Source organism: Kitasatospora sp. SolWspMP-SS2h (assembly GCF_003259315.1).
Lineage (GTDB): Bacteria > Actinomycetota > Actinomycetes > Streptomycetales > Streptomycetaceae > Kitasatospora > Kitasatospora fiedleri.
The window spans coordinates 109,886-134,017 of the sequence record NZ_QLLT01000021.1 but is presented as its reverse complement, the minus strand read 5'-3'; the positions used below and the strand labels follow the sequence as shown (position 1 = coordinate 134,017).

Sequence of the window (24,132 nt, the reverse complement as noted above, 5' to 3'; positions counted from 1 at the left end):
TCAGGCTTCGGCTTCGGCGGCGGCGGGCCGGGGGGCGCGCGGGTTGGGGCAGCAGGCGGTGGCGCACACGTCGTGGCTGGGGCCGAGCGCGCCCAGCGCGCACCGGGTGACCGGCTCGCCGCGCCGGACGGCGGCCCGCTCCAGCACCAGGTCCCGGACGGCGGCGGCGAACCGCGGGTCGGCCCCGACGGTGGCGGCCCGGGCGACCGGCAGGCCGAGTTCGGCGGCCTTCGCCACCGCCTCGGTGTCCAGGTCGTACTTGACCTCCATGTGGTCGGAGACGAAGCCGATCGGCACCATCACCACGGCCGCGGCGCCGTCCGCGTGCTCCGCCGCCAGGTGGTCGCAGACGTCGGGCTCCAGCCACGGGGTGTGCGGGGCGCCGGAGCGGCTCTGGTACACCAGCTGCCAGGGCCGGTCGGCGACGCCGGTGCGCCCGGCCACCGCGGCGGCGACCAGCCGGGCCACGTCCAGGTGCTGGGCGACGTACGCGCCGCCGGGGGTGCCGCGGGCCGGGTCGTCGGGGGCGCCGGAGGTCTCGGCCATCGCGGTCGGGATCGAGTGCGTGGTGAACGCCAGCCGGGCGCCGTCCCGGACCGCTTCCGGGAGTCGGGCGAGCGCGGCCAGGGTGGCGTCGACCATCGGCTCGACGAAGCCGGGGTGGTTGTAGAAGTGCCGCAGCTTGTCCACGGTCAGCTCCGGCCGGCCCTCGGCGGCCAGCCGTGCCAGCGCGTCGGCCAGGTTCTCCCGGTACTGCCGGCAGCCCGAGTACCCGGCGTAGGCGCTGGTGGCCAGCACCAGCACCCGGCGGTGCCCGTCGTCGGCGATCTCCCGCAGGGCGTCGACCAGGTACGGGGCCCAGTTCCGGTTGCCCCAGTACACCGGCAGGTCCAGGCCGTGGTCGGCGAAGTCCTTGCGCAGCGCGGCCAGCAGGTCCCGGTTCTGCTCGTTGATCGGGCTGACCCCGCCGAACAGGAAGTAGTGCTTGCCGACCTCGGCCAGCCGCTCCTTGGGGATGCCCCGCCCGCGGGTGACGTTCTCCAGGAAGGGCACCACGTCCTCGGGGCCCTCCGGCCCGCCGAAGGAGAGCAGCAGCAGCGCGTCGTACGGCGCGGGGTCGGTCGGGCTGGGCGTGCGCGTGTCGGACATGGCTCCGATCCTGCCACCCGTGACGGCCCGGCCGGTGCACGGGCGCGGCCCGGCCGCTGTACGGACGTTGACGGGGGCGCGGGCCCGGGCGGCGGCGGGCGGGGTCCGGGGTGCCCGTGCACAACCCGGATGCAGAGGTTCGTCCACGCTTCGTAAGCTGTGTGGGCGACGGTCGCGCATTACCGATAGTTGCGTCTTACCCCCATCCGACCTCCGACGGAGCCACCCCCCGTGCTGTCCAGCTACCGCCAGATCTTCGCCGCCCCCGGTTCCCTGGCCTTCTCCTTCACCGGGCTGATCGCCCGCCTGCCGATCTCCATGACCGGGATCGGCATCGTCACGATGCTCGGCCGGATCAAGGACTCCTACTGGCTGGGCAGCCTGCTCTCCGCCGTCCTCGCCGTCTCCGCCGCGGTCCTCGGGCCGCGGATCTCCCGCCTGGTCGACCGGTACGGCCAGCGCCGCGTCGCCCTCCCCGCCACCGGCGTCACCGTGCTCGCCGCCGCCGGGCTGCTGCTCGGCGCGCACTACGGCTTCCCGGACTGGACGCTGTTCGTCTTCGCCGTCGGCATGGGCACCATGCCCAGCACCGGCTCCATGGTCCGGGCCCGCTGGGCCCACCTCTACCGGGACGCGCCGCCCAAGCTGCACACCGCGTACTCCTTCGAGGCCGTCGCGGACGAGATCTGCTTCATCATCGGCCCGATCCTGGCCGCCACCCTGGCCACCTCGCTCTTCCCCGAGTCCGGCCTGCTGCTCGCCGGGGTCTTCCTGGTGGTCGGCGTCCTGCTGTTCACCGCCCAGCGCCGCACCGAGCCCCCGGCCCACCCCGTCGAGCACCGGGCCGGCGCCTCGGTCGCCCGCGACAAGGGCATCCAGACCCTGATCTTGACGCTGGCCGCGATCGGCGGCGTCTTCGGCTCCGTCGAGGTGGTCACCGTCGCCTTCGCGAAGGCCCAGGGCCACCCCGCCGCCTCCGGCAGCGTGCTCGCCGTGTACGCCCTCGGCTCCTGCCTGGCCGGGGCGGTCTTCGGCGCGCTGAAGTTCACCGCCCCGCTGGACCGCCGCTTCCTGGTCGGCGTCGGCGTGATGGCCGCCGGGATGGCCCCGCTCATCCTCGCCGCCCAGCTCCTGCACGGCACCGCGGCCCTGGTCGGCGTGGGCGGCGCGCTCTTCCTCTCCGGGCTCGCCATCTCCCCCACCCTGATCACCTCCATGGCCCTGGTCGAACGGCTCGTCCCCGCCGCCCGGCTCACCGAGGGCATGACCTGGACCACCACCGGCCTGGCGCTCGGCGTCGCCGTCGGCTCCTCGGCGGCGGGCATCGTGGTCGACGCGGCCGGCAGCGCGAACGGCTACTGGGTCCCGGTCGGCGCCGCCGCGCTGTCCGCGCTGGCGGCCTACACCGGCCTGCCCCGGCTGCGCCGCCGGCTCGCGCTGGCGCAGCGGCCCGCGGCGGAGGCGGTGCGCTCCTAGGCGGACCGGCGGACGTTCGGACGGACCGACGGGCGGACGGACGGGCCCGGCAGGCGGGCGGCTCCGCTCCCGTCGAACCGTAGACCTGCGCGATCCTGGTGACTACGCTCCCCGTACCCACCGGTAGAACCGGAAGGTAGGACACGCGCGAGCGGGAGGCTCTGGAGATGACCGAGGTCTGGCGGAACTGGGCGGGGAACCAGAGCGCGCGGCCCGCGCGGGTGGTGGCGCCGGGGTCGGTCGAGGAGCTCTCGGCGGCGGTGGTCGCGGCCGGGCGGGCCGGGCTGCCGGTGAAGGCGGTCGGGGCCGGGCACTCGTTCACCGCGATCGCCGCCGCCGGGGACGCCGTCCTGGTCCGGCCGGACCGGCTGACCGCCGTCCGCGGGCTCGACCGGGCGGCCGGGACGGTCACCGTCGAGTCCGGCCTGCCGCTGCACCGGCTGAACCGGCTGCTGGCGGCCGCCGGCCTCTCGCTGACGAACATGGGCGACATCGAGGTGCAGACGGTCGCGGGCGCGACCAGCACCGGCACCCACGGCACCGGCCGGGACTCCGGCTCGCTCGCGGCCCAGGTCACCGAGGTCGAGATCGTCCTCGCCGACGGCTCGGTGCGGACCTGCTCGGCGACCGAGGACGCGGAGCTGTTCCAGGGCGCGCGGCTGGGCCTGGGCGCGCTGGGCGTGGTGAGCGCGCTGACCTTCGCGGTGGAGCCGATGTTCCTGCTCTCCGCGCACGAGCAGCCGATGGGCTTCGACGAGGTGCTGGGTTCCTTCGACGACCTGACGGCGGTGAACGAGCACTTCGAGTTCTACTGGTTCCCGCACACCGACCGCTGCTCGACCAAGCGGAACAACCGCAGCCAGGGCCCGGCCGCGCCGCTGCCCGCTTTCAAGGCGTGGCTGGACGACGACTTCGTCTCGAACACGGTCTGGGAGGGCGCCTGCCGGGTGGGCCGCGCCTTCCCCGGGGCGATCCCGGCGATAGCCGGGATCGCCAGCCGGGCCTGGTCCGAGCGCCGGTTCACCGACGAGGCGTACAAGGTGTACACCAGCCCGCGCAAGGTCCGCTTCATCGAGATGGAGTACGCGGTGCCGCGCGAGGCCGCCACCGAGGTGCTGCGCGAGCTGCGGGCGCTGGTGGAGCGCTCCGACTGGCGGATCAGCTTCCCGGTGGAGGTGCGGGTGGCCCCGGCCGACGACCTGTGGCTCTCCACCGCCAACGGGCGGGACAGCGTGTACATCGCCGTCCACCTGTACCGGGGCACCCGCGAACTCTCCTACTTCACCGAGGTCGAGAAGCTGATGACCGCCCACCGGGGGCGCCCGCACTGGGGCAAGCTGCACACCCGGGACGCCGAGTACCTGTCGACCGTGTACCCGCACTTCGGCGACTTCACGGCGCTGCGCGACAAGGTCGACCCGGAGCGCCGGTTCGCCAACGCCTACCTGCGCCGGGTGCTGGGCGCCTGACCCGGCGCGCCCGCCGTCAGCCGGTCATCGTCAGACGGTCGCCGTCAGTCGTCAGCCGGTCGCCGTCAGCCGGTCGGGGCGGCCGTCCCGCCCGGGGTGGCGGTCGGCGGCGCCGCCCCGCCGTCCGGGTCCTCGCCGTCCCGGCCCCCGCCGTCCGAGGCCCCGCCGGAGGGCGTGCCGCTCGGCGCGGACGGGACGGACGCGGCCCCGGAGGGCGAGCCCGACGCCGCCCCGGACGGCCCGGCCGAACCGCTCGGCGGCGCCGAGGGGGTGTCGGAGGACCGGCCGGAGGGGTGGTCGGACGGCCCGGTGGACGGGGTGTCCGCGGGGGCCGGCGGCTGCTGCCGGTCGCCGGACGGCCGCGAGGGGTTGAACGAGGTGCCGCCGCCGTCCTGCCCGGTGGTGATGTCGTGCATCGGCTTGCCGGCCGCGAGTTCCACCGCGACGACCGGCACCATGGCGAGCACGAACACCAGCGCGGAGACCGCCGTGTACGACTTCCAGGTCCAGCGGCGTTTCGCGCGCAGCACCCGGGGGGCGTTCCAGTCCCGGCTGATTCCGCCCGGCGGCGCGGGTGCCGGGTGCACCGCGGGGGCGGATTCGGTACCCCGTTCCACCGCGTTGCGCAGTTGTTCCCCGGTGCGTTTGAACAGGTGCTGGAAGAGCGCGCTTCCGACGGTCGCCCCCACCGAGACGACGGCCGCACCGAGTATCGTTCCGTACACTCCGAGTTCCGAGGCGAGTACCGCGCCGACCACCGCGGCCAGGGCGCTCGCGGCCACCTGAGCGGTCGTCAGGTCGAGCCGTCTGCGCTCCGCCTTCTCCTCCGCACCGGCCGGTCCGTGCGCGAACTGCTGGCTCTGCTGCGGCATCCCTGTCCCTCGGTCGGCGTGTCGGAATTTTGAACAAGTCTCTCCATCTTGCCCAAAGAAGGACACAAGGGTCGAAAATCCGGTTCTCCCCGGTCGATATATGTGAAGATGATCACCGTCCGTTGATCGCCGGTGGGTCAATGGGGTGGCCGCTCTTGAGATTCCGGTGATTCGCGGGAGACTTGAGCGGCGAGCCGCCCCTCCGGATGCCACGAATGGAGTACTGTTCGTGGAGCCTGAGCCTTCGGACCCGCTGTCTACGACCCGTCAGACGACGGACCGGGCGCCCGGGTGCGATGTCGACCGTCGACGTGGCAAACAGGCAACCGTGCCACAGCGGCGCGCCCGGGCGAAAGCCCGACACGCCGGGTAACTCTGCAAGGTTGTGGCCACTCGCCAGCGGGCAGGCCACACTCAGTACGGGAGCAGCGACGCAGGTGACGTCGGCAGGCACCACCCGGGAGGTAACCGTGCCCGAACTGCGCGTCGTGGCCGTCAGCAACGACGGCACACGGCTGGTGCTCAAGGCTGCCGACAGCACGGAGTACACCCTGCCGATCGACGAGCGGCTGCGCGCCGCCGTCCGGGGTGACCGCCCGCGGCTCGGCCAGATCGAGATCGAGGTGGAGAGCCACCTCCGCCCCCGTGACATCCAGGCGCGGATACGAGCCGGTGCCTCCGCCGAGGAGGTCGCCCAGGCCGCCGGCATCTCGGTGGAGCGCGTCCGCCGCTTCGAGGGCCCGGTGCTCGCCGAGCGCGCCTTCATGGCCGAGCGGGCCCGCAAGACCGCGATCCGCCGGCACGGCGAGTCCACCGGCCCGCAGCTCGGCGAGGCCGTCGCCGAGCGCCTCGCGCTGCGCGGCGCCGAGAAGGACACCGAGCGCTGGGACTCCTGGCGCCGCGACGACGGCACCTGGGAGGTCGTCCTCTGGTACCGCGCCGAGGGCGAGCACCGGCGCGCCGCCTGGTCCTACGACCCGCCCCGGCGGCTGGTCCAGCCCAACGACGACGAGGCCCGCGCGCTGATCGGCGAGAACGTCGAGCGCGAGGAGGACTCGGTCTTCCCGTTCATCCCGCGGATCGCCCGGCTCCCCCAGGACCGCCCGGCCCGCCCGATGATCGAGCGGCCCTCCGCCGACCGCATCATGCAGGTCCGCGAGGCCCGCGAGGCGGCGGCCTCCGCCGCCACCGCGGCCGTGCCCGAACGGGACTCGCTGACCAGCCTGCTGGACGTGGTGCCCTCCTACCGCGGCGACCTCACCCCGGTCGGCCCGAGCGTGGAGACCGCGGTCACCGAGGAGCCCGAGGAGATCATCGAGGAGACGGCGGCCCCCGCCGCCAGCGTCGGCGCGGGCTCCGCGTACGCGGACATCCTGATGCCGCGCGCCGTCGCCCCGCACCGGGACCGCCTGGTCGGCACCACCGATCGCCAGGCCGAGGCCGACGGCGTCCGCCCCGGGCGCCGGGCGACGGTGCCGAGCTGGGACGAGATCGTCTTCGGCTCGCGCCGCAAGAAGCCCGAGTAACCGAACGGCGTGCCGCCAGGGGCCCGGGCTGTGCCCGGGCCCCTGGCGTGTCCCCGCCCGTTCGCGGACGCGTCCTGCCGCTCAGACCTCGACGGGGTTGTCCGGGTTCGCGGACCACTCGCTCCAGGAACCCGGGTAGAGGGCGGCGCCGTCCTGCCCGGCCAGGGCGAGGGCGAGCAGTTGGTGGGCGGCGGTGACGCCGGAGCCGCAGTAGACGGCGGTGCGGGCGGGGTCGGTGAGGTGGAGCGCGGCGAAGCGGGCCGCCAGCGCGGCCGGCGGGAGGAAGCGGCCGTCGGGGGCGAGGTTCTCGCCGGTGGGCGCGGAGGTGGCGCCGGGGATGTGGCCGGCCCGGGGGTCGACGGGTTCGGTCTCGCCGCGGTAGCGCTCGCCGGCCCGGGCGTCGAGGAGCAGTCCGGTGCGGGCGAGTTCGGCCGCACCGGCCGCGTCGACGGTGGGCAGGTGGCCGGGGTCGACCTCGAAGTCGCCGTCGCCGGGGGGCGGGGTGTCGGTGGTGAGCGGGTGGCCGGCGGCGGTCCAGGCGGCGAGGCCGCCGTCGAGGACCCGGACGTCGGGGTGGCCGGCCCAGCGCAGCAGCCACCAGGCGCGGGCGGCGGAGAGCGCGGGCCCGGCATCGTAGGCGACGACCGGGCGGTCGGCGGTGACGCCGGCCCGGCGCAGCGCTGCGGCCAGGCGGTCGGGGTCGGGCAGCGGGTGGCGGCCGGCCGGGCCGGGCGGGTCGGCGAGTTCGCGGTCGAGGTCGACGTAGTGCGCGCCGGGCAGGTGACCCGCGGCGTACTCCTCGGCTCCGGGCGGGCCGCCGAGCGCCCAGCGGACGTCGAGCAGGACGGGCGGCCGGTCCGAGCCGAGCGCGGCGGCGAGTTCGGCGACGGTGATCAGGGGCGAGGTCATGCGGTCATTGTGGCGCGCGGGCGCGGTGCGCGGGGCGGCCCCGGCGATCGCGTCACCCGGGGAAACGATCCGGCGGCGAGACGGCCCGGCGGTTTGGCGGTCCGGCGGCGAGGCGGCCCGGCGGGGGCCGGTCAGCCCTCGAAGGGGAGGACGTCCGGGGAGAGGACGGCGGCGCGGGCGGTGGCGGCGGTGAGGCGGCGGCGGTGGTGGCGGCGGCAGAGCACCTCGTAGCCGATCTCGTCCTCGTTGACGGCGACGTCCCCGACCACCACCTGGGCCCCCTCGACCACCATGACGCCGCCGACGGTGCGGGCGTTGTGGGTGGCGCGGGCGCCGCACCAGCACAGGGCCTCGACCTGGAGGACCTCGACCCGGTCGGCGAGTTCGATCAGGCGCTGGGAGCCGGGGAAGAGCCTGGTGCGGAAGTCGGTGGTGATCCCGAAGGTGAACACGTCGATGCCCAACTCGTCCACGATGCGCGCGAGTTGGTCGATCTGCCCGGCGGAGAAGAACTGCGCCTCGTCGCAGATCAGGTAGTCGACCTTGCCGCCCGCCGAGAGCAGGTGGACGACGTACGCCTGGAAGTCGAAGAGGTCGCCGACCTCGACGGCGTCGGCGCGCAGGCCGAGGCGGCTGGAGATGGTGGCGGCGCCGGCCCGGTCGTGGCGGGTGAAGATGATGCCCTGACGGCCGCGGGCGGCGTGGTTGTGGTCCATCTGGAGGGCCAGCGTGGACTTGCCGCAGTCCATCGTGCCCGAGAAGAACACCAATTCAGCCATGGCGGAGCGTCAGCCTTTCGGACGGGTCGGACAGGTCGGGCAGGTCGGGCAGGTCGGACGGGGAGGTCAGCGGGCTCAGCGGGGCTCGGCGGGGCTCAGCTTCGGACTTCGAGCAGCGGGACGAGCTGCTCGACGGGGGTCATCGAGCCGTGCAGGCCGACCATCTGGGACTCGCCGGGTTCGCTGCGGGTGGCGATGACGGCGATGTCGTCGCGGGCGGCGGCGACCACGTCGCCGATCCGGGGCAGCACCCGCGCGTCCACCGAGGGGCCGAACCAGCCCGCGGCGACGGCCTGTTCGCGGGTGGCCACCCACATCTGCTCGCCGAGCACCTCGCTCCACACGGCGTGCACGTCGGCGGCGGCGCCGGGGTGGGCGTAGACGTGGCGGGCCCGGCCCTCGCCGCCGAGCAGGGCGACGCCGGCCGAGAGCTCCCAGTCCTCGTCGAAGTCGATCCGGTCCTCGGGGGCGATGTCGATCATGCCGTGGTCGGCGGTGACGTACAGCGCGGAGCGCGGCGGGAGCTGCTCGGCGAGGCGGCGGGCGAGGCGGTCGACCGCGAACAGGGTGAGCCGCCACTCGTCGGAGGCGACGCCGTACCGGTGCCCGGCGGCGTCGAGTTCGCTGAGGTACGTGTAGACCAGGGCGCGGTCGTGCTCGGCCAGCCAGGCGGCGGCCCGGTCCATCCGCTCCTCGCCGGTGGTGCGGCCGAGGAAGGTGCCGCCGGAGAGCGCGACCTGGGTGAGCGGGGTGGTGGCGAACAGCGGGGAGGAGACCTGGGCGGTGGCCACCCCGGCCCGGTGCGCCCGCTCGAAGACGGTGGGGTGGGGCTGCCAGGCGTGCGGGTCGACCGGCGGGGTCCAGCGCAGCTGGTTCATCAGCCGCCCGCTGTCGGGGATCGCCACCGTGTACCCGGCCAGGCCGTGCTGCCCGGGCGGCAGGCCGGTGCCGACCGAGGCCAGCGAGGTGGCGGTGGTGGACGGGAACCCGGCGGTGATCGGGGTGCGCCCGGCGGTCAGCGAGGTGAGGAACGGCGCCCAGTCGGGGTTGGCCCGGATCAGCTCCCAGCCGAGGCCGTCGACCAGGAACACGCAGACCCGGTCGGCCGGCTCCAGCGGCAGCACGGGCCGGTAGCCGGGCACGCCGAGGCCCGCCGCCAGCGTGGGCAGCAGGTCGGAGAGGGCGGCGCTGCCGTAGCGCGGGACGGGGGCGGCGGCCGGGTCGAGCAGGTCGTAGCGGTCCTCGTGGTGCATGCCAGGCTCAGCCGTTGGCCACGGTCGCCTCGGACAGCGCCCGGGCGAACACCAGCGCCTGGGCGACCGTCTCCGGCCCGTCCCCGGCCTCGCTGACCCGCAGCGACAGGTCGTCGGCCGTGGCGGAGCCGGTGTAGCCGTGGTCCGCCTCGCAGTTGGGGTCGGAGCAGCCGGCCGGCTCCAGGTCGAGGCGCTGCACGGCGCCCCAGCCGATGGTGAGGACGACCTCGCGCGGCGGGGTGCCGGGGGTGTACGTCTCGGGGTTGGCGACCATGCGGCTGACCACCACGGAGGTGATCCGGTCCAGCCGGACCGTCTCGGTGGAGGTGGTGGCGTACGGGACGGGGGTGGCCGCGTCGCCGTTCTGCTCGTCGGTGTGGCTGACCACGAAGCGGGACGGGGTGAGCACCAGCACGGTGACGTGCCGGCGGACCTCGTTGGCGTCGAAGGTGGTCTCCTGGTGCACCAGGTACGAGCTGATCGGCTCGGGGCCCACCGCGGACTCCACCGCCTCGGAGACCAGCGCCGGGTAGTAGCCGCTGCGCTCGATCGCGGACCGCAGGTCCTGCGTGGTGGTACCGGTCTTCGCCATATCTCCATCCTGGCATGTCCCGCCGCTGCGGCGGGTGGCACTGCGCCGGGTCGCCCGGCCTTCGCGGTGCCGGGGGTCGCCCGGTCCTGCCGAGCGGGCAACCACGCAAGGTTACAGCGTGCTCATGGCGCGCGGTCCCAGATCGGTGCGGACCGGCAGCGGGGCGATCCGGACCCGGGCGCCGAGCACGGTCAGGCCGTGCGGGGCGACCACGACGGGCTCCAGGTCGACCGAGGCAACCTCGGGCAGGTCGTCGACCAGGCGGGAGACCCGCAGCAGCACCTCCTCCAGCGCGTCGGTGTCGACGGCCTCGGCGCCGCGCCAGCCGAACAGCAGCGGGGCGGCCCGGACCTCGCGGATCAGCTCGGCCACGTCCCGGTCGGTGGCCGGGACCAGGCGGTGGGCGACGTCGCCGAGCAGTTCGGCGGGGGCGCCGGCCAGGCCGAAGGAGAGGATGGTGCCGACGGCGGGGTCGACGGAGGCGCCGATCACGGTGTCCACGCCGCGCGGGGCCAGCCGCTGCACGACCAGTTCGGCCTGCGCGGCGCCGCCCAGCAGGGCGTCCAGCTCGCGGTGGGCGCGGCGCAGCTCGGCCTCGCCGGTCAGGTCGAGCCGGACGCTGCCCAGGTCGGGGCGGTGGCGCAGGTGCGCGGCGGTGGCCTTGAGCGCGACGGGGTAGCCGAGCGCGGCGGCGGCCCGGACCGCGCCGGCCTCGTCGGGGGCGGGCAGCGCCGGGCTGACCGGGATGCCGTAGTGGCCGAGCAGTTCGGCGGCCTCGGCGTCGGGCAGGGTGACCCGGGCGCCGCCGGCCTGGAGCCGGGCGGCGACCGCCTCCCGGCCGGCCAGGGCGCGCTCGACCAGGGCGCGGGCGGCGTGCTCGTCGACGCCGTCCAGTTCGGGGACCCGGGCGGTCTCCTCGGCCTCGGCGCTGCGGCGGCGCCACTTCGCGTAGCGGACGGCGTCGGCCAGGGCGTGCACGGCGCGCTCGGGGGCCGGGTAGGCGGGCACTCCCCCGGCGCGCAGCCGGGCGACCAGGGCGGGCAGCGCGAGGTGGGCGAGCAGAAGCGGCTTGCCGAGTTCCCGGCCGCGTTCGGCGGCGTCCAGCAGGGCCCGGGCGATCTCCGGGGCGTCCTCGACCAGTTCGGGGGCCGGGTCGGGGCCGTGCACGCCGATCGGCGGGATGGCGACGGCGATCACGGCGTCGGTGTGCGGGTCGGCGAGCGCGGTCTCCAGGGCGACCCGGAAGTTCTCGCCGCCGGCGCCGGTGGTCAGGTCGACGGGGGTGCGGGGGCGCAGTCCGGCGCTCAGGCAGGTGTCGTAGGTGAGCAGGCCGAGCGAGTCGGAGTTGCCGACCACGGCGACCTTGTTGCCCCGGGGCAGCGGCTGTCCGGCGAGCAGCTCGCCGGTGTCGAAGAGTTCGGTGATGGTGTCCACCCGGATCACCCCGGCCTGCTGGAACAGCGCGTCCACGGTGCTGTCGCGCAGCCGGGTGGCGGCGGGCTGGACGGCGTGGCCGGGCGGCAGGCTGCCGGTGTGCCGGGCGCCCTTGAGCACCACGACGGGCTTGCTGGCGGCGAGCCGGCGGGCGATCCGGGTGAACTTGCGCGGGTTGCCGAAGGACTCGAAGTAGAGCAGCACCACCTCGGTGGCGGCGTCCTCCTCCCAGTACTGGAGCAGGTCGTTGCCGGAGACGTCGGCGCGGTTGCCGACCGAGGCGAACGAGGAGATGCCGGTGCCGCGCCGGTGCGCGGCCTCCAGCAGGGCCACGCCGATCGCCCCGGACTGGCAGAACACGCCGAACGGCCCGCGCGCGGGCAGCGCGGGGGCCAGCGAGGCGTTCAGCCGGTGCTCGGGGTCGGTGTTGACCAGGCCGAACGCGTTCGGGCCGATCACCCGCATGCCGGCCGCCCGGGCCTGGCGCACCAGCTCCCGCTGCCGGTCGCGCCCGTCCGGGCCGGTCTCCGCGTACCCGGCGCTCACCACCACCAGGCCCCGCACGCCGTGCGCCCCGCACTCGGCGACCGCGCCGGGGACGGCCGGCTCCGGCACCGCGACCACCGCGAGGTCCACCGGCCCGGGGACGTCCAGCACCGAGCGGTGGGTGGGCACGCCCTCCAGTTCGGTGCCGGGCTCGGCGCCCCGGTTCACCGCGTACACCTGGCCGTCGAAGCCGGAGCGGACGTCGCGCAGCAGCGCCCGGCCGACCGAGTGCGGGTTGCGCGAGACCCCGATCACGGCGATCGAACGGGGCGTCAGCAGGCGCTGGACGGAGCGGGCTTCGGCGCGGTGCTCGCGGGCGCGCATCACGGCCAGCGAGGCGGCGGTCGGCTCCAGGTCGAACTCCAGGTGCACCACGCCGTCGGCGAAGCTGCGCCGCTGGGTGTACCCGGCGTCGGTGAAGACCTTCACCATCTTCCGGTTCTCCGGCAGCACCTCGGCGGTGAAGCGGCGGATGCCGCGCTCCTGCGCGACCGCCGCGATGTGCTCCAGCAGCGCGGAGGCGATGCCCCGGCCCTGGTGCGCGTCCTGCACCAGGAACGCGACCTCGGCGTCGGTGCCGGTGGTGGACGGCATCCCGTCCTTGTCGATCCGGTCGTAGCGGACGGTGGCGACGAACCTGTCGCGCACGACGAGGGCCAGGCCGACCCGGTTCACGTAGTCGTGCCGGGTGAAGCGGCGGACGTCCCGGTCGGACAGGTGCGGGTAGGGGGCGAAGAACCGGAAGTACTTCGACCGGTCCGAGACCTGCTCGTAGAACTCCACCAGGCGGTCCGCGTCGTCGGCAGTGATCGGCCGGATCCGGGCGGTGCCGCCGTCCCGCAGCAGGACGTCGGCCTCCCAGTGCTGGGGGTACCCGTTGTCCGCCGCCGCGCGCTCGTGCTCCACGCCCGCCAGCGTAGTCGTCGGCGAGCCTGATGGCGCCAGGCGTGCCGGGCGCGGCACGCTGGCCGTGCCGTCGCCGCGCTCCCGCGCCGACGGGCCCGCAGTGCCCGACCGTGCAACACTGGTCTAGACAACACTGCACCACCCTGCACCACCTGAAAGGCACCTCTCATGGCTGAGCGCCGCGTCACCATCGGTTGGGCCGAGGGCCTGCACGCCCGTCCCGCCTCCGTCTTCGTCAAGGCCGTCACCTCCACCGGCGTGCCGATGACCATCGCCAAGGAGGGCGGCACCCCGGTCAACGCCGGCTCCATGCTCGGCCTCCTCGCCCTCGGCGCGGCCGGCGGCGACACCGTCGTCCTCGCCGCCGACGCGGACGGCGCCGAGGCCGCGCTCGACCGCGTCGCCACGCTGGTCCGGGAGGGCCTGGACGAGCTCCCGGCCGCGTAGCCGGGAGGCGGGAACACGGGAGACGGGGGCAGCGGCCCGGAGAGGACGGCCGGAACCACCTCGGGGGCCCGGGCCCCCGAGGTGCGCCCGACGCCTCAGCCCTTCACGCAGATCACCTGCTTGAGGTGCGCCACCACCTCGACCAGGTCCCGCTGCTGCTCGATGACCTTCTCGATCGGCTTGTACGCGCCGGGGATCTCGTCGACCACGCCGGCGTCCTTGCGGCACTCGACGCCCGCCGTCTGCGCGGCCAGGTCCGCCGTGGTGAAGCGCTTCTTGGCCGCCGTCCGGCTCATCTTCCGGCCGGCGCCGTGCGAGGCCGAGTTGAACGAGGCGGCGTTCCCCAGGCCCTTCACAATGTACGAGCCGGTGCCCATCGAGCCCGGGATGATGCCGTACTCGCCGGAGCCGGCCCGGATCGCGCCCTTGCGGGTGACGAGCAGGTCGACGCCGTCGTAGCGCTCCTCGGCCACGTAGTTGTGGTGGCAGGAGATCATCGGCTCGAACGCCGCCCGGGCCTTGGGCAGTTCGCGGCGGACCGCGTCCTGGAACAGGGTCATCATCAGCGCCCGGTTGTGCTTGGCATACTCCTGCGCCCAGAACAGGTCGGAGCGGTAGGCGGCCATCTGCGGGGTGTCGGCGATGAAGACCGCGAGGTCGCGGTCGATCAGGCCCTGGTTGTGCGGCAGGGACCGGGCGATCGACATGTGGTGCTCGGCGAGCTCCTTGCCGATGTTGCGCGAGCCGGAGTGCAGCATCAGCCAGACCGCGCCGTCGTCGTCCAGGCAGAGCTCGATGAAGTGGTTGCCGCCGCCGAGGGTGGCCATCTGCTGGGCGGCCCGCTCGCGCCGCCAGCGGACGTCCGGCGCGATGTCGTCGAAGCGCCGCCAGAAGTCGTCCCAGCCGGCGGTGGACAGGCCGTGCAGCCGGCGCGGGTCGACCGGGTCGGCGTGCAGGCCGCGGCCGACCGGGATGGCCCGCTCGATCCGGTGGCGCAGGTGCGACAGGTCGTCGGGCAGGTCCTTCGCGGTGAGCGAGGACTTCACGGCCGTCATCCCGCAGCCGATGTCGACGCCGACCGCGGCCGGGCAGACCGCGCCCTTCATCGCGATGACGGAGCCGACCGTCGCGCCCTTGCCCAGGTGGACGTCCGGCATCACGGCGAGGCCGTGCAGCCAGGGCAGCGTGCTGATGTTGCGCAGCTGCTGCATGGCCTGGCCCTCGACGGTGGCCGGGTCGGTCCACATCCGGATCGGGACGCGGACGCCGGGTACCTCGGTGTACGACATGGGGGTGCGACCTCCTGGGCCGGGTGGGTTCGGGGTGCCGCACGGAGGGCCCGGTGCGGCGGCGGGGAAGACCAGGGGGCGGCCCGGGACGGGCCGCGGGCAGCGAACGGCGCTGCGCGGAGGAACCGCTCAGGCGGTTCGGTACGAACGGCGGAAGGGCAGTCTCGGGGAGCGTCGTCGTGGCTCGACCCGCATGGTGACCGCCTCCTTCCGCACTCGTGGTCCGCGCGCCTGCCGCCCGGCCGGGGATATCTACCCACGGGGCGGCGGCGGCGCGCAAGGCATTAAAACGCCGGGGGCCCGGCGGGGCTGACGCCCCGTCGGACCCCCGGCGGACGGACTCAGTTGGCGACGACCGTGACGTCCCCGATGCCGAGCGCCTTGACCGGCTCGGCGATCACCGAGGCGTCGCCGACCAGCACGGTGACCAGCCGGTCCGGCGGGAAGGCGGCGACCACGGCGCGGGTGGCGGCCGCGGTGTCCAGCTCGGCCAGCCTCCGGTAGAAGTCGGCCTGGTAGGTGTCCGGCAGGTACTGCTCGACCTGGTCGGCCAGGGTCGCGGCGACCGAGCCGGCCGTCTCGTACTTGAGCGGGGCGACGCCGACCAGGAACTGGACGGCCTCCTCCCGCTCGGCGTCGGTCAGGCCGCCGTCGGCCAGCGCGCGCAGGATGGTCCAGGTGTCCTGGAGCGCGGGCGCGGTGGACTCGGTGTCCACCGAGCCGCTGATCGCCAGCAGCCCGCGGCCGGAGCCGTCGGCGGCCGAGCGCAGCGCCTGGGCGAACGCCCGCACGCCGTAGGTGTAGCCCTTCTCCTCGCGCAGCACCCGGTCCAGCCGGGAGGTGAGGGTGCCGCCGAGGCAGTAGGTGCCGAGCACCTGCGCGGCCCACGCGGGGTCGTGCCGGTCCGGGCCGATCCGGCCGATCAGCAGCTGGGTCTGGACCGAGCCGGGCCGGTCGACGATGACCACCCGCCCGGTGTCGTCGCCGGCCACCGGGCCGTGCGCGGCCGGCTCCCTGGTCTCGGCGCTCCACCGGCCCAGGGTGGACTCCAGCAGCGCGGCCAGGTCGACGCCGGTCAGGTCGCCGACCACCACGGCGGTGGCGGTGGACGGGCGCAGGTGGGCGTCGTAGAACGCCTGGACCGCGTCCCGGTCGATCCGCTTGACCGAGTCGGCGGAGCCGGCCCGCGGCCGCGACAGCCGGTCGTCGGCCGGGAACAGCTCGGCGTACAGCGCCTTGGCGGCCCGCCGGGCCGGGTTGGCCTGCTCGTGGACGATCTCGTCGAGGCGGTTGGCGACCAGCCGCTCGATCTCGTCGGCGGGCAGCGCGGGGGCGCGCAGCGCGTCGCCGAGCAGGGTCAGGCCGCGCTCCAGGCGGGAGGCCGGGACCTCCAGCGAGACCCGGATCGCCGGGTGGTCGGCGTGGGTGTCCAGGGTGGCGCCGGCCCGCTCCAGCTCGCCCGCGAACTCCTCGGCGGTGAGCGTGTCGGTGCCCTCGGACAGCGCCCGGGACAGGATCGAGGCGACGCCGTCCAGGCCCTCCGGCTCGGCGGCCAGCGGCGCGTCCAGCACCATGTCGACGGCGACCAGCTGCTGGCCGGGGCGGTGGCAGTGCAGCACCGTCAGGCCGTTGGCCAGGGTGAGCCGTTCGGGCGCCGGGAACGCCCACGGGGTGGGGGTGCCGGGCTGCGGCTGCGGGTGGAACTCCATCGCGGGGGTGTGGTCGCTCACGCCGCCGCCTCCTCGTCGTTCTCGTCGTTCGCGGTGCCGTCGTCGTCACCGGTGGTCGGCTCGTACACCAGCACGGCCCGGTTGTCGGGGCGCAGCCGGGCGGCGGCGACCGCCCGGACCTCCTCGGCGGTGACGTCGAGGACCTTCGGCAGCGCGCCGTTGACCAGCTTCGGGTCGCCGAACAGGACGGCGTAGCGGCAGAGTTCGTCGGCCCGGCCGGCCACCGTGGTGAGCCGGTCCAGCCACTCGCGCTCGATCTGCGCCTGGGCCCGCTCCAGTTCCTCGGCGGTGGGGCCCTCGGCGGCGAACCGGGCCAGCTCCTCGTCGACGGCGGCCTCGATCTGCTCCAAGGTCGCGTCGCCGCCGGCCTTGACGTCCAGCCAGCCGAGCGAGGGCGCGCCGGCCAGCCGCAGCAGGCCGAAGCCGGCCGCGACGGCGGTGCGGTCGCGGCGCACCAGCCGGTTGTACAGGCGGGACGACTCGCCGCTGCCCAGGATGGTGAGCGCCAGGTCGGCCGCGTCGGCCTCCCGGGTGCCGTCGTGCGGGAGCCGGTAGGCGGCCATCAGCGCGCGGGACGGGACGTCCTCGCGGATCAGCTCGCGCACCTCGCGGCCGATGGTGTCCGGCAGGGTGCCGTCGCGCGGCGGCTGCTTGCCGTCGTGGGCGGGGATCGAGCCGAAGTACTTCTCCACCCAGGCGACGGTCTGCTCCGGGTCGAGGTCGCCGACGATCGCCAGCACCGCGTTGTTGGGCGCGTAGTAGGTGCGGAAGAACGTGCGGGCGTCCTCCAGCGTCGCGGCGTCCAGGTCGGCCATCGAGCCGATCGGGGTGTGGTGGTAGGGGTGGCCGTCGGGGAAGGACAGCGCGGTGAGCTTCTCGAACGCGGTGCCGTAGGGCACGTTGTCGTAGCGCTGGCGGCGCTCGTTCTTCACCACGTCGCGCTGGTTCTCCATGGACGTCTCGTCCAGCGCGGCCAGCAGCGAGCCCATCCGGTCGGCCTCCAGCCAGAGCGCGAGCTCCAGTTGGTGGGCGGGCATGGTCTCGAAGTAGTTGGTGCGCTCGAAGCTGGTGGTGCCGTTGAGCGAGCCGCCGGCGCCCTGGACCAGTTCGAAGTGGCCGTTGTTGGAGACGTTCGCCGAGCCCTGGAACATCAGGTGCTCGAAGAGGTGGGCGAGACCGGTGCGCCCCCTGACCTCGTGGCGGGAGCCCACGTCGTACCACAGGCACACCGCCGTGACCGGGGTGAGGTGGTCCTCGGAGAGCACCACGCGGAGGCCGTTGGCCAGGCGGTGTTCGGTGATGGCGAGGCCGCTTGCGGGCGCGGGGTTGGCCATGCGGGGTCCTTCCCGTCGTCGGTTCCGGAGTGTTCCGGGCCGGGGGCGTGTGACGTCCCCCATTGTGGTGCAACGCCGGGTCCCGCCGTCAGGTGTCCGGCCACGGGGCGCGTTCGCCAGCGGCGGAAGCGGCCCGGGTGACGGGGGGTGTCCCACCGAGGGTCCACAATGGGGGGCGTTCACGCCCGCGTCCGCCCGTACCCATGTACCGCACGTACCGCAAGGGAGCCCCGCAGCGATGGCCCGCCGCAGTTCGCCCACCCCGCCGCCCGGTGACTTCGAGGAGCGCATCCTCGACGTCGATGTCGTGGACGAGATGCAGGGCTCGTTCCTGGAGTACGCCTACTCGGTGATCTACTCCCGGGCCCTGCCGGACGCCCGGGACGGCCTCAAGCCGGTGCACCGCCGGATCCTCTACCAGGCCAACGAGATGGGCCTGCGCCCGGAGCGCGGCCACGTCAAGTGCGCGCGCCTGGTCGGCGAGGTGATGGGCCGGCTGCACCCGCACGGCGACGCCTCGATCTACGACGCCGTGGTGCGCCTGGCCCAGCCGTTCTCGATGCGGCTGCCGCTGATCGACGGCCACGGCAACTTCGGCTCGCTCGGCAACGACGACCCGCCGGCCGCGATGCGCTACACCGAGTCCCGGCTGACCGCCGCGTCGATGTCGCTGGTGGAGTCGATCCACGAGGACACCGTCGACTTCGGCCCGAACTACGACGGCTCCGAGCAGGAGCCCCAGGTCCTCCCCTCGGCGTTCCCGAACCTGCTGGTCAACGGCGCCACCGGGATCGCGGTCGGCATGGCCACCAACATGCCGCCGCACAACCTGTCCGAGGTGGTGGCCGCCGCCCGGCACCTGATCAAGCACCCCGCGGCGGACCTGGACACCCTGATGCGGTTCGTCCCCGGCCCCGACCTGCCCACCGGCGGCCGGATCGTCGGCCTGTCCGGCATCCGGGACGCGTACGAGTCCGGCCGCGGCACCTTCAAGATCCGCGCGACCACCGCGATCGAGAACGTCACCGCCCGCCGCAAGGGCATCGTGGTCACCGAACTGCCGTACACGGTCGGCCCGGAGAAGGTGATCGGGAAGATCAAGGACCTGGTCAACGCGAAGAAGCTCCAGGGCATCGCCGACGTCAAGGACCTCACCGACCGCGCGCACGGCCTGCGCCTGGTCATCGAGGTGAAGAACGGCTTCGTCCCCGAGGCGCTGCTGGAGCAGCTGTACAAGCTGACGCCGATGGAGGAGACCTTCGGCATCAACAACGTCGCGCTGGTCGACGGCCAGCCGCTGACGCTGGGCCTCAAGGAGCTGCTGGAGGTCTACGTCGACCACCGCTTCACGGTGGTCAAGCGGCGCAGCGACTTCCGGCGCCGCAAGCGCCAGGACCGGCTGCACCTGGTGGAGGGCCTGCTGGTCGCGCTCGTCGACATCGACGAGGTGATCGCGATCATCCGCAACAGCGACGACGCGGGCCAGGCCAAGGACCGGCTGATGGAGCGCTTCGGCCTCTCCGAGACCCAGACCGCGTACATCCTCGACACCCCGCTGCGCCGGCTCACCCGGTTCGACCGGGTCGAGCTGGAGACCGAGCAGGCCAAGCTGCTCAAGGAGATCGCCGAACTGAGCGAGATCCTGGAGTCGGACAGCAAGCTGCGCTCCGTGGTCTCCGCCGAACTCGCTTCCGTCTCCAAGCAGTTCGGCACCGAGCGGCGCACCGTGCTGCTGGAGGCCGGCGCGGTGCCGTCCGCCGCGCTGGCGGTTCCGCTGGAGGTCGCCGACGACCCGTGCCGGGTGCTGCTCTCCGCCACCGGGCTGCTGGCCCGCACCTTCGACCTGGAGCCGGTCACCGAGGAGTCGGCGGCCCGCGCCAAGCACGACGTGCTGGCCTCCGCCGTCCCGGCCACCGCCCGCGGCGACGTCGGCCTGGTCACCACGGCCGGCCGGGTGCTGCGGCTGCCGGTGATCGACCTGCCCGCGCTGCCCCCGGGCACCACGGCGCTGTCCGGCGGCGCGGCGGTCTCCGAGTTCCTCCGCCTGGAGGCCGACGAGCGGCCGCTCGCCCTGACCACCCTGGACGAGTCCTCCCCCGGCCTGGCGCTGGGCACCGTGCAGGGCACGGTCAAGCGGGTGGTGCCCGAGTGGCCCGCCAACAAGGACGAGTTCGAGGTGATCGCGCTCAAGGACGGCGACACCGTGGTCGGCGCGGTCGAGCTGCGCACCGGCGAGGAGGACCTGGTCTTCATCACCTCCGACGCCCAGCTGCTGCGCTACCCGGCGGCCCAGGTCCGCCCGCAGGGCCGCCCGGCCGGCGGCATGACCGGCATCAAGCTGGCCGACGGCGCGCGGGTGCTCTCCTTCACCGCGGTCGACCCGGCGCAGGACGCGGTGGTCCTCTCGGTGGCCACCGCCTCCGGCACGCTGGCCGGCGAGGAGCAGACCAGCTGGAAGCTCACCCCGTTCGACCAGTACCCGCGCAAGGGCCGGGCCACCGGCGGCGTCCGCTGCCAGCGCTTCCTGCGCGGCGAGGACGGCCTCGCCTTCGCCTGGGCCGGCCCGCTGCCCGCCCTCGGCACCAGCACCGCCGGCCGGCCCGTCGCCCTCCCGGAGCGCGACCCGCGCCGCGACGGCTCCGGCACCCCGGTGCCCTCGCCGATCGGGGCGGTCGGCAGCCGGATGTGACGGCGGAACGCGACACCGGGGTCCGGGGAACGGCCGGGCACACGGGTGGCGCGGTCCGGGGATCGGCGGGCTCGGGGCCGCCGCGCGCAAGGGCGGCCGCGTGCGGGGGCCGTCGCGTGCGGGGGCCGTCGCATACGGCCGTTCCGGGTCCCCGGTCCCGGCCAGGAGCAGCGCGGACGAGCCGACGGGCTCCGGCCCCCGCGGCTCGGACCCGGCGTCCCGGCTGCCCCTGGCCCCTTCCGCGCCGGCCGCCGGAGGAGCCCCAGGGCCTAGGGTGGGGCGGGTGAGCACCTGCACGACGCTGTCGCACGAACTGGCCGAGCCGTTGACCGCCACCGCGGCCACCGCCACCACCTGGCTGCTGGTCGAGCAGTCCGGCCCGTGGGGGGCGCGGGCGCTGACCGGCAGTCACCTCGACGCCGGGGTCGGCGCCGCGCTGGAGGCGGCCGCGGAGGGGACCGGAGTCCGGGTGGCGCTGATCCGCCGCCCGGGCCGGCACCCGGACGGCGCCCTCGCGGCCCGGCACGAGGTGCTGGTCGCGCACACCTCCCCGGCCGACCCGTGGGTCCGCCGCGGGCACGTCGCCGACCCCGGCGAACTGCTCGCCCTCGACTTCGCCGCCCTCGGCGCGGGCGACCACGGCTCCCTCGGCGCCCCGCACGACGGCGGCCCGATCGCCCTGGTGTGCACCAACGGCCGCCGCGACCGCTGCTGCGCGCTGCTCGGCCGCCCGCTGGCGGCGGACATCGCGGCGGCCGGCCACGGCGAGGCGTGGGAGGTCACCCACCTCGGCGGGCACCGCTTCTCGCCGACCATGCTGGTGCTGCCGCACGGCTACGCGTACGGGCGGCTGACCGCCGAGTCCGCGAAGGAGGTGCTGGCCGCGACCGCCGCGGGCCGCACCGTCCCGGCGCACTCCCGCGGCCGTTCGTACTGGCCGCGCCCCGCCCAGGCCGCCGAGCAGGCCGTCCGCGAGCTGACGGCCGAGACCGCCGCCGACGCGCTGACCCTGCGGGTGTCCCCCGGCGGCTCGCCCTGGACGGTCGACGTCCGGCACGCCGACGGCCGGCACTGGCGGGCCGGCGTCGCCGAGTCGTTCAGCGAGCCGCCGCGCCCCGAGAGCTGCGGCAAGGGCCCGGGCACCCCGTCCCGGATGGACGTGGTCGCGCTGGAGGCCGTGGCCCGCTGACCGGGCGGCGGGCCGGTCCGGGACGGCGGGCGGCCGGTCCGGGACGGCGGCGGGCGGTCACTCCTCGGGCAGGGTGAAGCAGACCGCGGTGCCGCCTCCGGGGGCGTCGTCCAGCCAGACCGCGCCGCCGTGCCGTTCGACGATGCGGCGCACGATGGCCAGTCCGGCGCCGGAGCCGCCGCCGTGCTCGGCCGTCCGGTGCAGCCGGCGGAACAGCCCGAACACCAGCTCGCGCTGGGCGGCCGGCACGCCGATCCCGTTGTCGCGGACCACCACCGCCTCCCGCTCCGGGCCGCCGTCCGGGCCCGGCCGGCGCTCCACCGTGACCTCGACGGTGCGCGGCCCGTCCGCCCGGGCGTACTTGGCGGCGTTCACCAGCAGGTTGACCAGGACCTCCTGGAGCCGGTCGGGATCGGCGTGGACGACCGGGAGGTGCCCGCGCAGGAGCCGGACGCGCTGCTCGGCGAGCCGGGGCCCGGCGATCTCCAGGGCGTGCTCCAGGGCCTCGGCGAGCGGCACCGGGACGCGGCGCAGCCCGACCTCGCTGACCTGGGAGTAGCGCAGCAGCGAGTCGAGCAGGCCGTCCATCCGGACGGTCAGCCTGCGCACGGTGTCCAGGTGGCGGCGGCCGGCCCCGTCCAGGGCGTCGCCGATGTCCTCGATGACGAAGCTGGCCGCGTTGGAGATCCCGCGCAGCGGCTCCTTGAGGTCGTGGGCGGCGGCGTGGGCGAAGGCGTCGAGGTCCGCGTTGCTGCGTTCCAGCCGCTGGGTGAAGACCGCGGTCCAGGCGGCGTGCCGGGCCAGCAGCCCGGCGACCGCCCGGGCCACCTCGTGGGCGGCCGCCAGGTCGGTACCGTTCCACGGCAGGCTGCGCCCCCGCACGGCCGCCCGGAACACCTCCGTGGAGCCGCGCGGCGTCAACCGCTCGCCGTGCGGTCCCAGCCGGACGGGTACCGCGGGGTCGGCGGCCCAGCTGCGGGCGCCGGTCCGCTCCTGTCGCCACCAGGCGAGGAACCCGTCCCCCAGCGGCAGCAGCAGGACGCCCGCCGGGGCGTGGGCGTCACCGTCCGCCGCCGCGTCCGCGCCGACCGGTTCGCCGCCCGCGTCGGCGAGTGCTTCCGCCAGCCGGTCGGTGTGCCACGTCCCGGTGGTCCGCAGGCCGGCGGCGACGGTCCGCAGCCAGGAGAGCGTCCGGGCGCCCGGGTCCGGGCCCTCGACGGTGGTCTGCCCGGTCTGGTGGACGACCAGGCCGTCCGCCTCGACCAGCCCGGCGAACAGCCCGGCGAAGGCGTGCAGGGACGGGGCCCGTTCGTCGGGCGCCCCGCCGAGCAGGCCGTCGAGGGCGCCGCGGACCAGGTCGAGCGCCGCGGACCGCTCCCGGTCCGCGACCGCGGCGAGCTGCACGGACAGGGCGCTGCCGAACAGTTCGCAGGCCGCCCGCACGTCCGGCGACAGCCAGCGCGGCTCCTCGCCGTGGCAGGCGATCAGCCCCCACAGGGCGTCGTCGGAGAGCACCGAGACCGACATCGAGGAGCGCACGCCGATGTTGCGCAGGTACTCCAGGTGGTACGCGGAGACGGTGCGCAGCGCCGCGGCGGACAGGTCGAGGGGCGGGGCGCCGGCCTCGCCGCGGACGGAGTGCAGCCCGGCGGTGCGGTCGTCGACGTCGCCGATCACCCGGATCCAGTTGTGCCGGTAGAGCCGCCGGGCCTGCGGCGGGATGTCGCTGGCCGGGAACCACAGCCCGAGCCAGGGCTCCAGGTGCGCGGCCCGCTCCTCGGCGACGACCTCGCCGGGCCCCTCGGCGTCCTCGAAGCGGTAGGCGACCACCCGCGAGTAGCCGGTGAGCAGCCGCACCTCGCGCACGGCGGCCTCGCAGCACTCCGCCACGGTGGCGCACCGCTGGATGCGCAGCAGCGCCCGCTGGACGCGGCGGGCGAAGTCCGGGCCGGCCTCGGGCCGCTCGGCGCAGGGTTCGAGCTCCAGCACCAGCAGTCCGTCCCGGTGGTGCGCGCTGACGTCGAACGGGTGGGCGGCGCCGGCGGGACGGGCCCGGCCGGTGAGCAGCACGGCGGACTCCCCGGCGGCCCCGGCCTCGGCGAGCACCTCGGCGCCGACCAGGTCCCGGGCCGGACGGCCGACCAGGTCCGCGGCGGGGCGTCCCAGGTGGTCGGCGGCGTTGTCGGAGACGGTGCGGACGGTCCCGTCGAGCGGGTCGACCGCGATCAGCACGCCGAACGACTGCACGCCGCCGAGCAGGTGGATCGGCTCCCGGACGCAGTCGGCCAGGTCGAAGCCGCCGGGCGCGGCGGCCTCGGCCTGCTGCGCCCGCACCGACAGCCACCCGTCCTCGGCCATGCCCGGTTCCCGTCCTCGGCGCGGCCGGGTCGGCCGCGCGGTCGGTTCCACCCTAGGGCCTGCGACCGGCCCCGCGTCGTCGCCCGCCGGGCCGCACGCGCCGGGGGCGCCTCCCGGCGCGTGCGGCCCGACGGGCCGGACGGGGCTATCGTTGCGGGCGAGGTCCTCCCGCCGGAGGCGGGTAC

Annotated in this window: 17 protein-coding genes; 6 read left to right on the top strand and 11 right to left on the bottom strand. The window is 75.2% G+C overall.

All coding sequences use genetic code 11. The features are described 5' to 3' along the window. A complete protein-coding gene (locus tag K353_RS25005) occupies nt 1-1,149 on the bottom strand; it encodes a ferrochelatase (RefSeq protein ID WP_111555791.1) in 1,149 nt (382 codons plus the stop codon). A 231-nt stretch (nt 1,150-1,380) separates the two neighbouring features. Between K353_RS25005 and K353_RS25000 the strand changes: the two genes are divergently transcribed. Together K353_RS25000 and K353_RS24995 are read left to right on the top strand one after the other, a co-directional pair. After that, complete coding sequence (locus K353_RS25000) at nt 1,381-2,625, top strand: MFS transporter (RefSeq protein ID WP_111555790.1); 1,245 nt, start codon at nt 1,381-1,383, stop codon at nt 2,623-2,625. 167 nt (nt 2,626-2,792) lie between these two features. Then, nucleotides 2,793-4,094 (top strand): D-arabinono-1,4-lactone oxidase, encoded by a 1,302-nt coding sequence (locus K353_RS24995; RefSeq protein ID WP_111555789.1) that lies wholly within the window; start codon nt 2,793-2,795, stop codon nt 4,092-4,094. A gap of 65 nt (nt 4,095-4,159) precedes the next feature. Here the strand turns inward: K353_RS24995 and K353_RS34935 are convergent, their stop codons facing one another. Next, complete coding sequence (locus K353_RS34935) at nt 4,160-4,966, bottom strand: hypothetical protein (RefSeq protein WP_199528234.1); 807 nt, start codon at nt 4,964-4,966, stop codon at nt 4,160-4,162. 437 nt (nt 4,967-5,403) lie between these two features. Here K353_RS34935 and sepH point away from each other — a divergent pair, with 437 nt between their 5' ends. Beyond that, nucleotides 5,404-6,492, top strand: a complete 1,089-nt coding sequence (gene sepH / locus K353_RS24985) for a septation protein SepH (RefSeq protein ID WP_111555788.1) — start codon at nt 5,404-5,406, stop codon at nt 6,490-6,492. Nucleotides 6,493-6,573: 81 nt separating this feature from the next. On the opposite strand, the gene K353_RS24980 is transcribed toward sepH, so the two are convergent. The 5 genes from K353_RS24980 to K353_RS24960 all read right to left on the bottom strand — a co-directional run bounded on the left by K353_RS24980 (nt 6,574) and on the right by K353_RS24960 (nt 12,911). Next, a complete protein-coding gene (locus K353_RS24980; protein WP_111555787.1) occupies nt 6,574-7,401 on the bottom strand; it encodes a sulfurtransferase in 828 nt (275 codons plus the stop codon). A 131-nt stretch (nt 7,402-7,532) separates the two neighbouring features. Next, on the bottom strand, nt 7,533-8,180 hold the full coding sequence (locus tag K353_RS24975) for a thymidine kinase (protein WP_100840358.1): 648 nt from the start codon (nt 8,178-8,180) through the stop codon (nt 7,533-7,535). Nucleotides 8,181-8,275: 95 nt separating this feature from the next. Next, nucleotides 8,276-9,433, bottom strand: a complete 1,158-nt coding sequence (locus K353_RS24970; RefSeq protein ID WP_111555786.1) for an alkaline phosphatase family protein — start codon at nt 9,431-9,433, stop codon at nt 8,276-8,278. A 7-nt stretch (nt 9,434-9,440) separates the two neighbouring features. Beyond that, nucleotides 9,441-10,025, bottom strand: a complete 585-nt coding sequence (locus K353_RS24965) for a DUF5998 family protein (protein ID WP_100840360.1) — start codon at nt 10,023-10,025, stop codon at nt 9,441-9,443. A 111-nt stretch (nt 10,026-10,136) separates the two neighbouring features. Then, nucleotides 10,137-12,911 carry a GNAT family N-acetyltransferase gene (locus K353_RS24960; RefSeq protein ID WP_111555785.1) on the bottom strand — a complete coding sequence of 925 codons (2,775 nt, stop codon included), beginning with the start codon at nt 12,909-12,911 and terminating at the stop codon, nt 10,137-10,139. Nucleotides 12,912-13,079: 168 nt separating this feature from the next. Here K353_RS24960 and K353_RS24955 point away from each other — a divergent pair, with 168 nt between their 5' ends. Then, nucleotides 13,080-13,358: an HPr family phosphocarrier protein gene (locus K353_RS24955; RefSeq protein ID WP_111555784.1), complete on the top strand. Its 279-nt coding sequence runs from the start codon at nt 13,080-13,082 to the stop codon at nt 13,356-13,358. A gap of 95 nt (nt 13,359-13,453) precedes the next feature. Here the strand turns inward: K353_RS24955 and K353_RS24950 are convergent, their stop codons facing one another. From K353_RS24950 to K353_RS24940, 3 genes are all read right to left on the bottom strand, one after another. Further along, entirely contained in the window at nt 13,454-14,647 is a 1,194-nt protein-coding gene (locus K353_RS24950) for an RtcB family protein (RefSeq protein WP_111555783.1), read from the bottom strand. Between the two features lie 341 nt (nt 14,648-14,988). Continuing rightward, the gene (locus K353_RS24945) at nt 14,989-16,356 is read right to left on the bottom strand and encodes a pitrilysin family protein (RefSeq protein WP_111555812.1); all 1,368 of its coding nucleotides are present in this window, start codon (nt 16,354-16,356) and stop codon (nt 14,989-14,991) included. 17 nt (nt 16,357-16,373) lie between these two features. After that, nucleotides 16,374-17,711 (bottom strand): pitrilysin family protein, encoded by a 1,338-nt coding sequence (locus K353_RS24940; protein ID WP_111555782.1) that lies wholly within the window; start codon nt 17,709-17,711, stop codon nt 16,374-16,376. A 238-nt stretch (nt 17,712-17,949) separates the two neighbouring features. Here K353_RS24940 and K353_RS24935 point away from each other — a divergent pair, with 238 nt between their 5' ends. Beyond that, a complete protein-coding gene (locus K353_RS24935) occupies nt 17,950-20,400 on the top strand; it encodes a DNA topoisomerase (ATP-hydrolyzing) subunit A (protein WP_111555781.1) in 2,451 nt (816 codons plus the stop codon). Nucleotides 20,401-20,683: 283 nt separating this feature from the next. Then, entirely contained in the window at nt 20,684-21,589 is a 906-nt protein-coding gene (locus K353_RS24930; RefSeq protein WP_111555780.1) for a sucrase ferredoxin, read from the top strand. Nucleotides 21,590-21,646: 57 nt separating this feature from the next. Here the strand turns inward: K353_RS24930 and K353_RS24925 are convergent, their stop codons facing one another. Next, on the bottom strand, nt 21,647-23,947 hold the full coding sequence (locus K353_RS24925; protein ID WP_111555779.1) for an ATP-binding protein: 2,301 nt from the start codon (nt 23,945-23,947) through the stop codon (nt 21,647-21,649). Nucleotides 23,948-24,132 lie beyond the last annotated feature (185 nt).

Excerpts from the sequence above, each read along its gene's own strand:
- K353_RS24975 (WP_100840358.1), bottom strand. The coding sequence starts at position 8,180 with ATGGCTGAATTGGTGTTCTTCTCGGGCACGATGGACTGCGGCAAGTCC.
- K353_RS24950 (WP_111555783.1), bottom strand. The coding sequence starts at position 14,647 with ATGTCGTACACCGAGGTACCCGGCGTCCGCGTCCCGATCCGGATGTGG.
- K353_RS24955 (WP_111555784.1), top strand. The coding sequence starts at position 13,080 with ATGGCTGAGCGCCGCGTCACCATCGGTTGGGCCGAGGGCCTGCACGCC.
- K353_RS25005 (WP_111555791.1), bottom strand. The coding sequence starts at position 1,149 with ATGTCCGACACGCGCACGCCCAGCCCGACCGACCCCGCGCCGTACGAC.
- K353_RS24925 (WP_111555779.1), bottom strand. The coding sequence starts at position 23,947 with ATGGCCGAGGACGGGTGGCTGTCGGTGCGGGCGCAGCAGGCCGAGGCC.
- K353_RS24970 (WP_111555786.1), bottom strand. The coding sequence starts at position 9,433 with ATGCACCACGAGGACCGCTACGACCTGCTCGACCCGGCCGCCGCCCCC.
- K353_RS24935 (WP_111555781.1), top strand. The coding sequence starts at position 17,950 with ATGGCCCGCCGCAGTTCGCCCACCCCGCCGCCCGGTGACTTCGAGGAG.
- K353_RS24965 (WP_100840360.1), bottom strand. The coding sequence starts at position 10,025 with ATGGCGAAGACCGGTACCACCACGCAGGACCTGCGGTCCGCGATCGAG.
- K353_RS24940 (WP_111555782.1), bottom strand. The coding sequence starts at position 17,711 with ATGGCCAACCCCGCGCCCGCAAGCGGCCTCGCCATCACCGAACACCGC.
- K353_RS24980 (WP_111555787.1), bottom strand. The coding sequence starts at position 7,401 with ATGACCTCGCCCCTGATCACCGTCGCCGAACTCGCCGCCGCGCTCGGC.
- K353_RS24945 (WP_111555812.1), bottom strand. The coding sequence starts at position 16,356 with ATGGAGTTCCACCCGCAGCCGCAGCCCGGCACCCCCACCCCGTGGGCG.
- K353_RS24995 (WP_111555789.1), top strand. The coding sequence starts at position 2,793 with ATGACCGAGGTCTGGCGGAACTGGGCGGGGAACCAGAGCGCGCGGCCC.
- K353_RS34935 (WP_199528234.1), bottom strand. The coding sequence starts at position 4,966 with ATGCCGCAGCAGAGCCAGCAGTTCGCGCACGGACCGGCCGGTGCGGAG.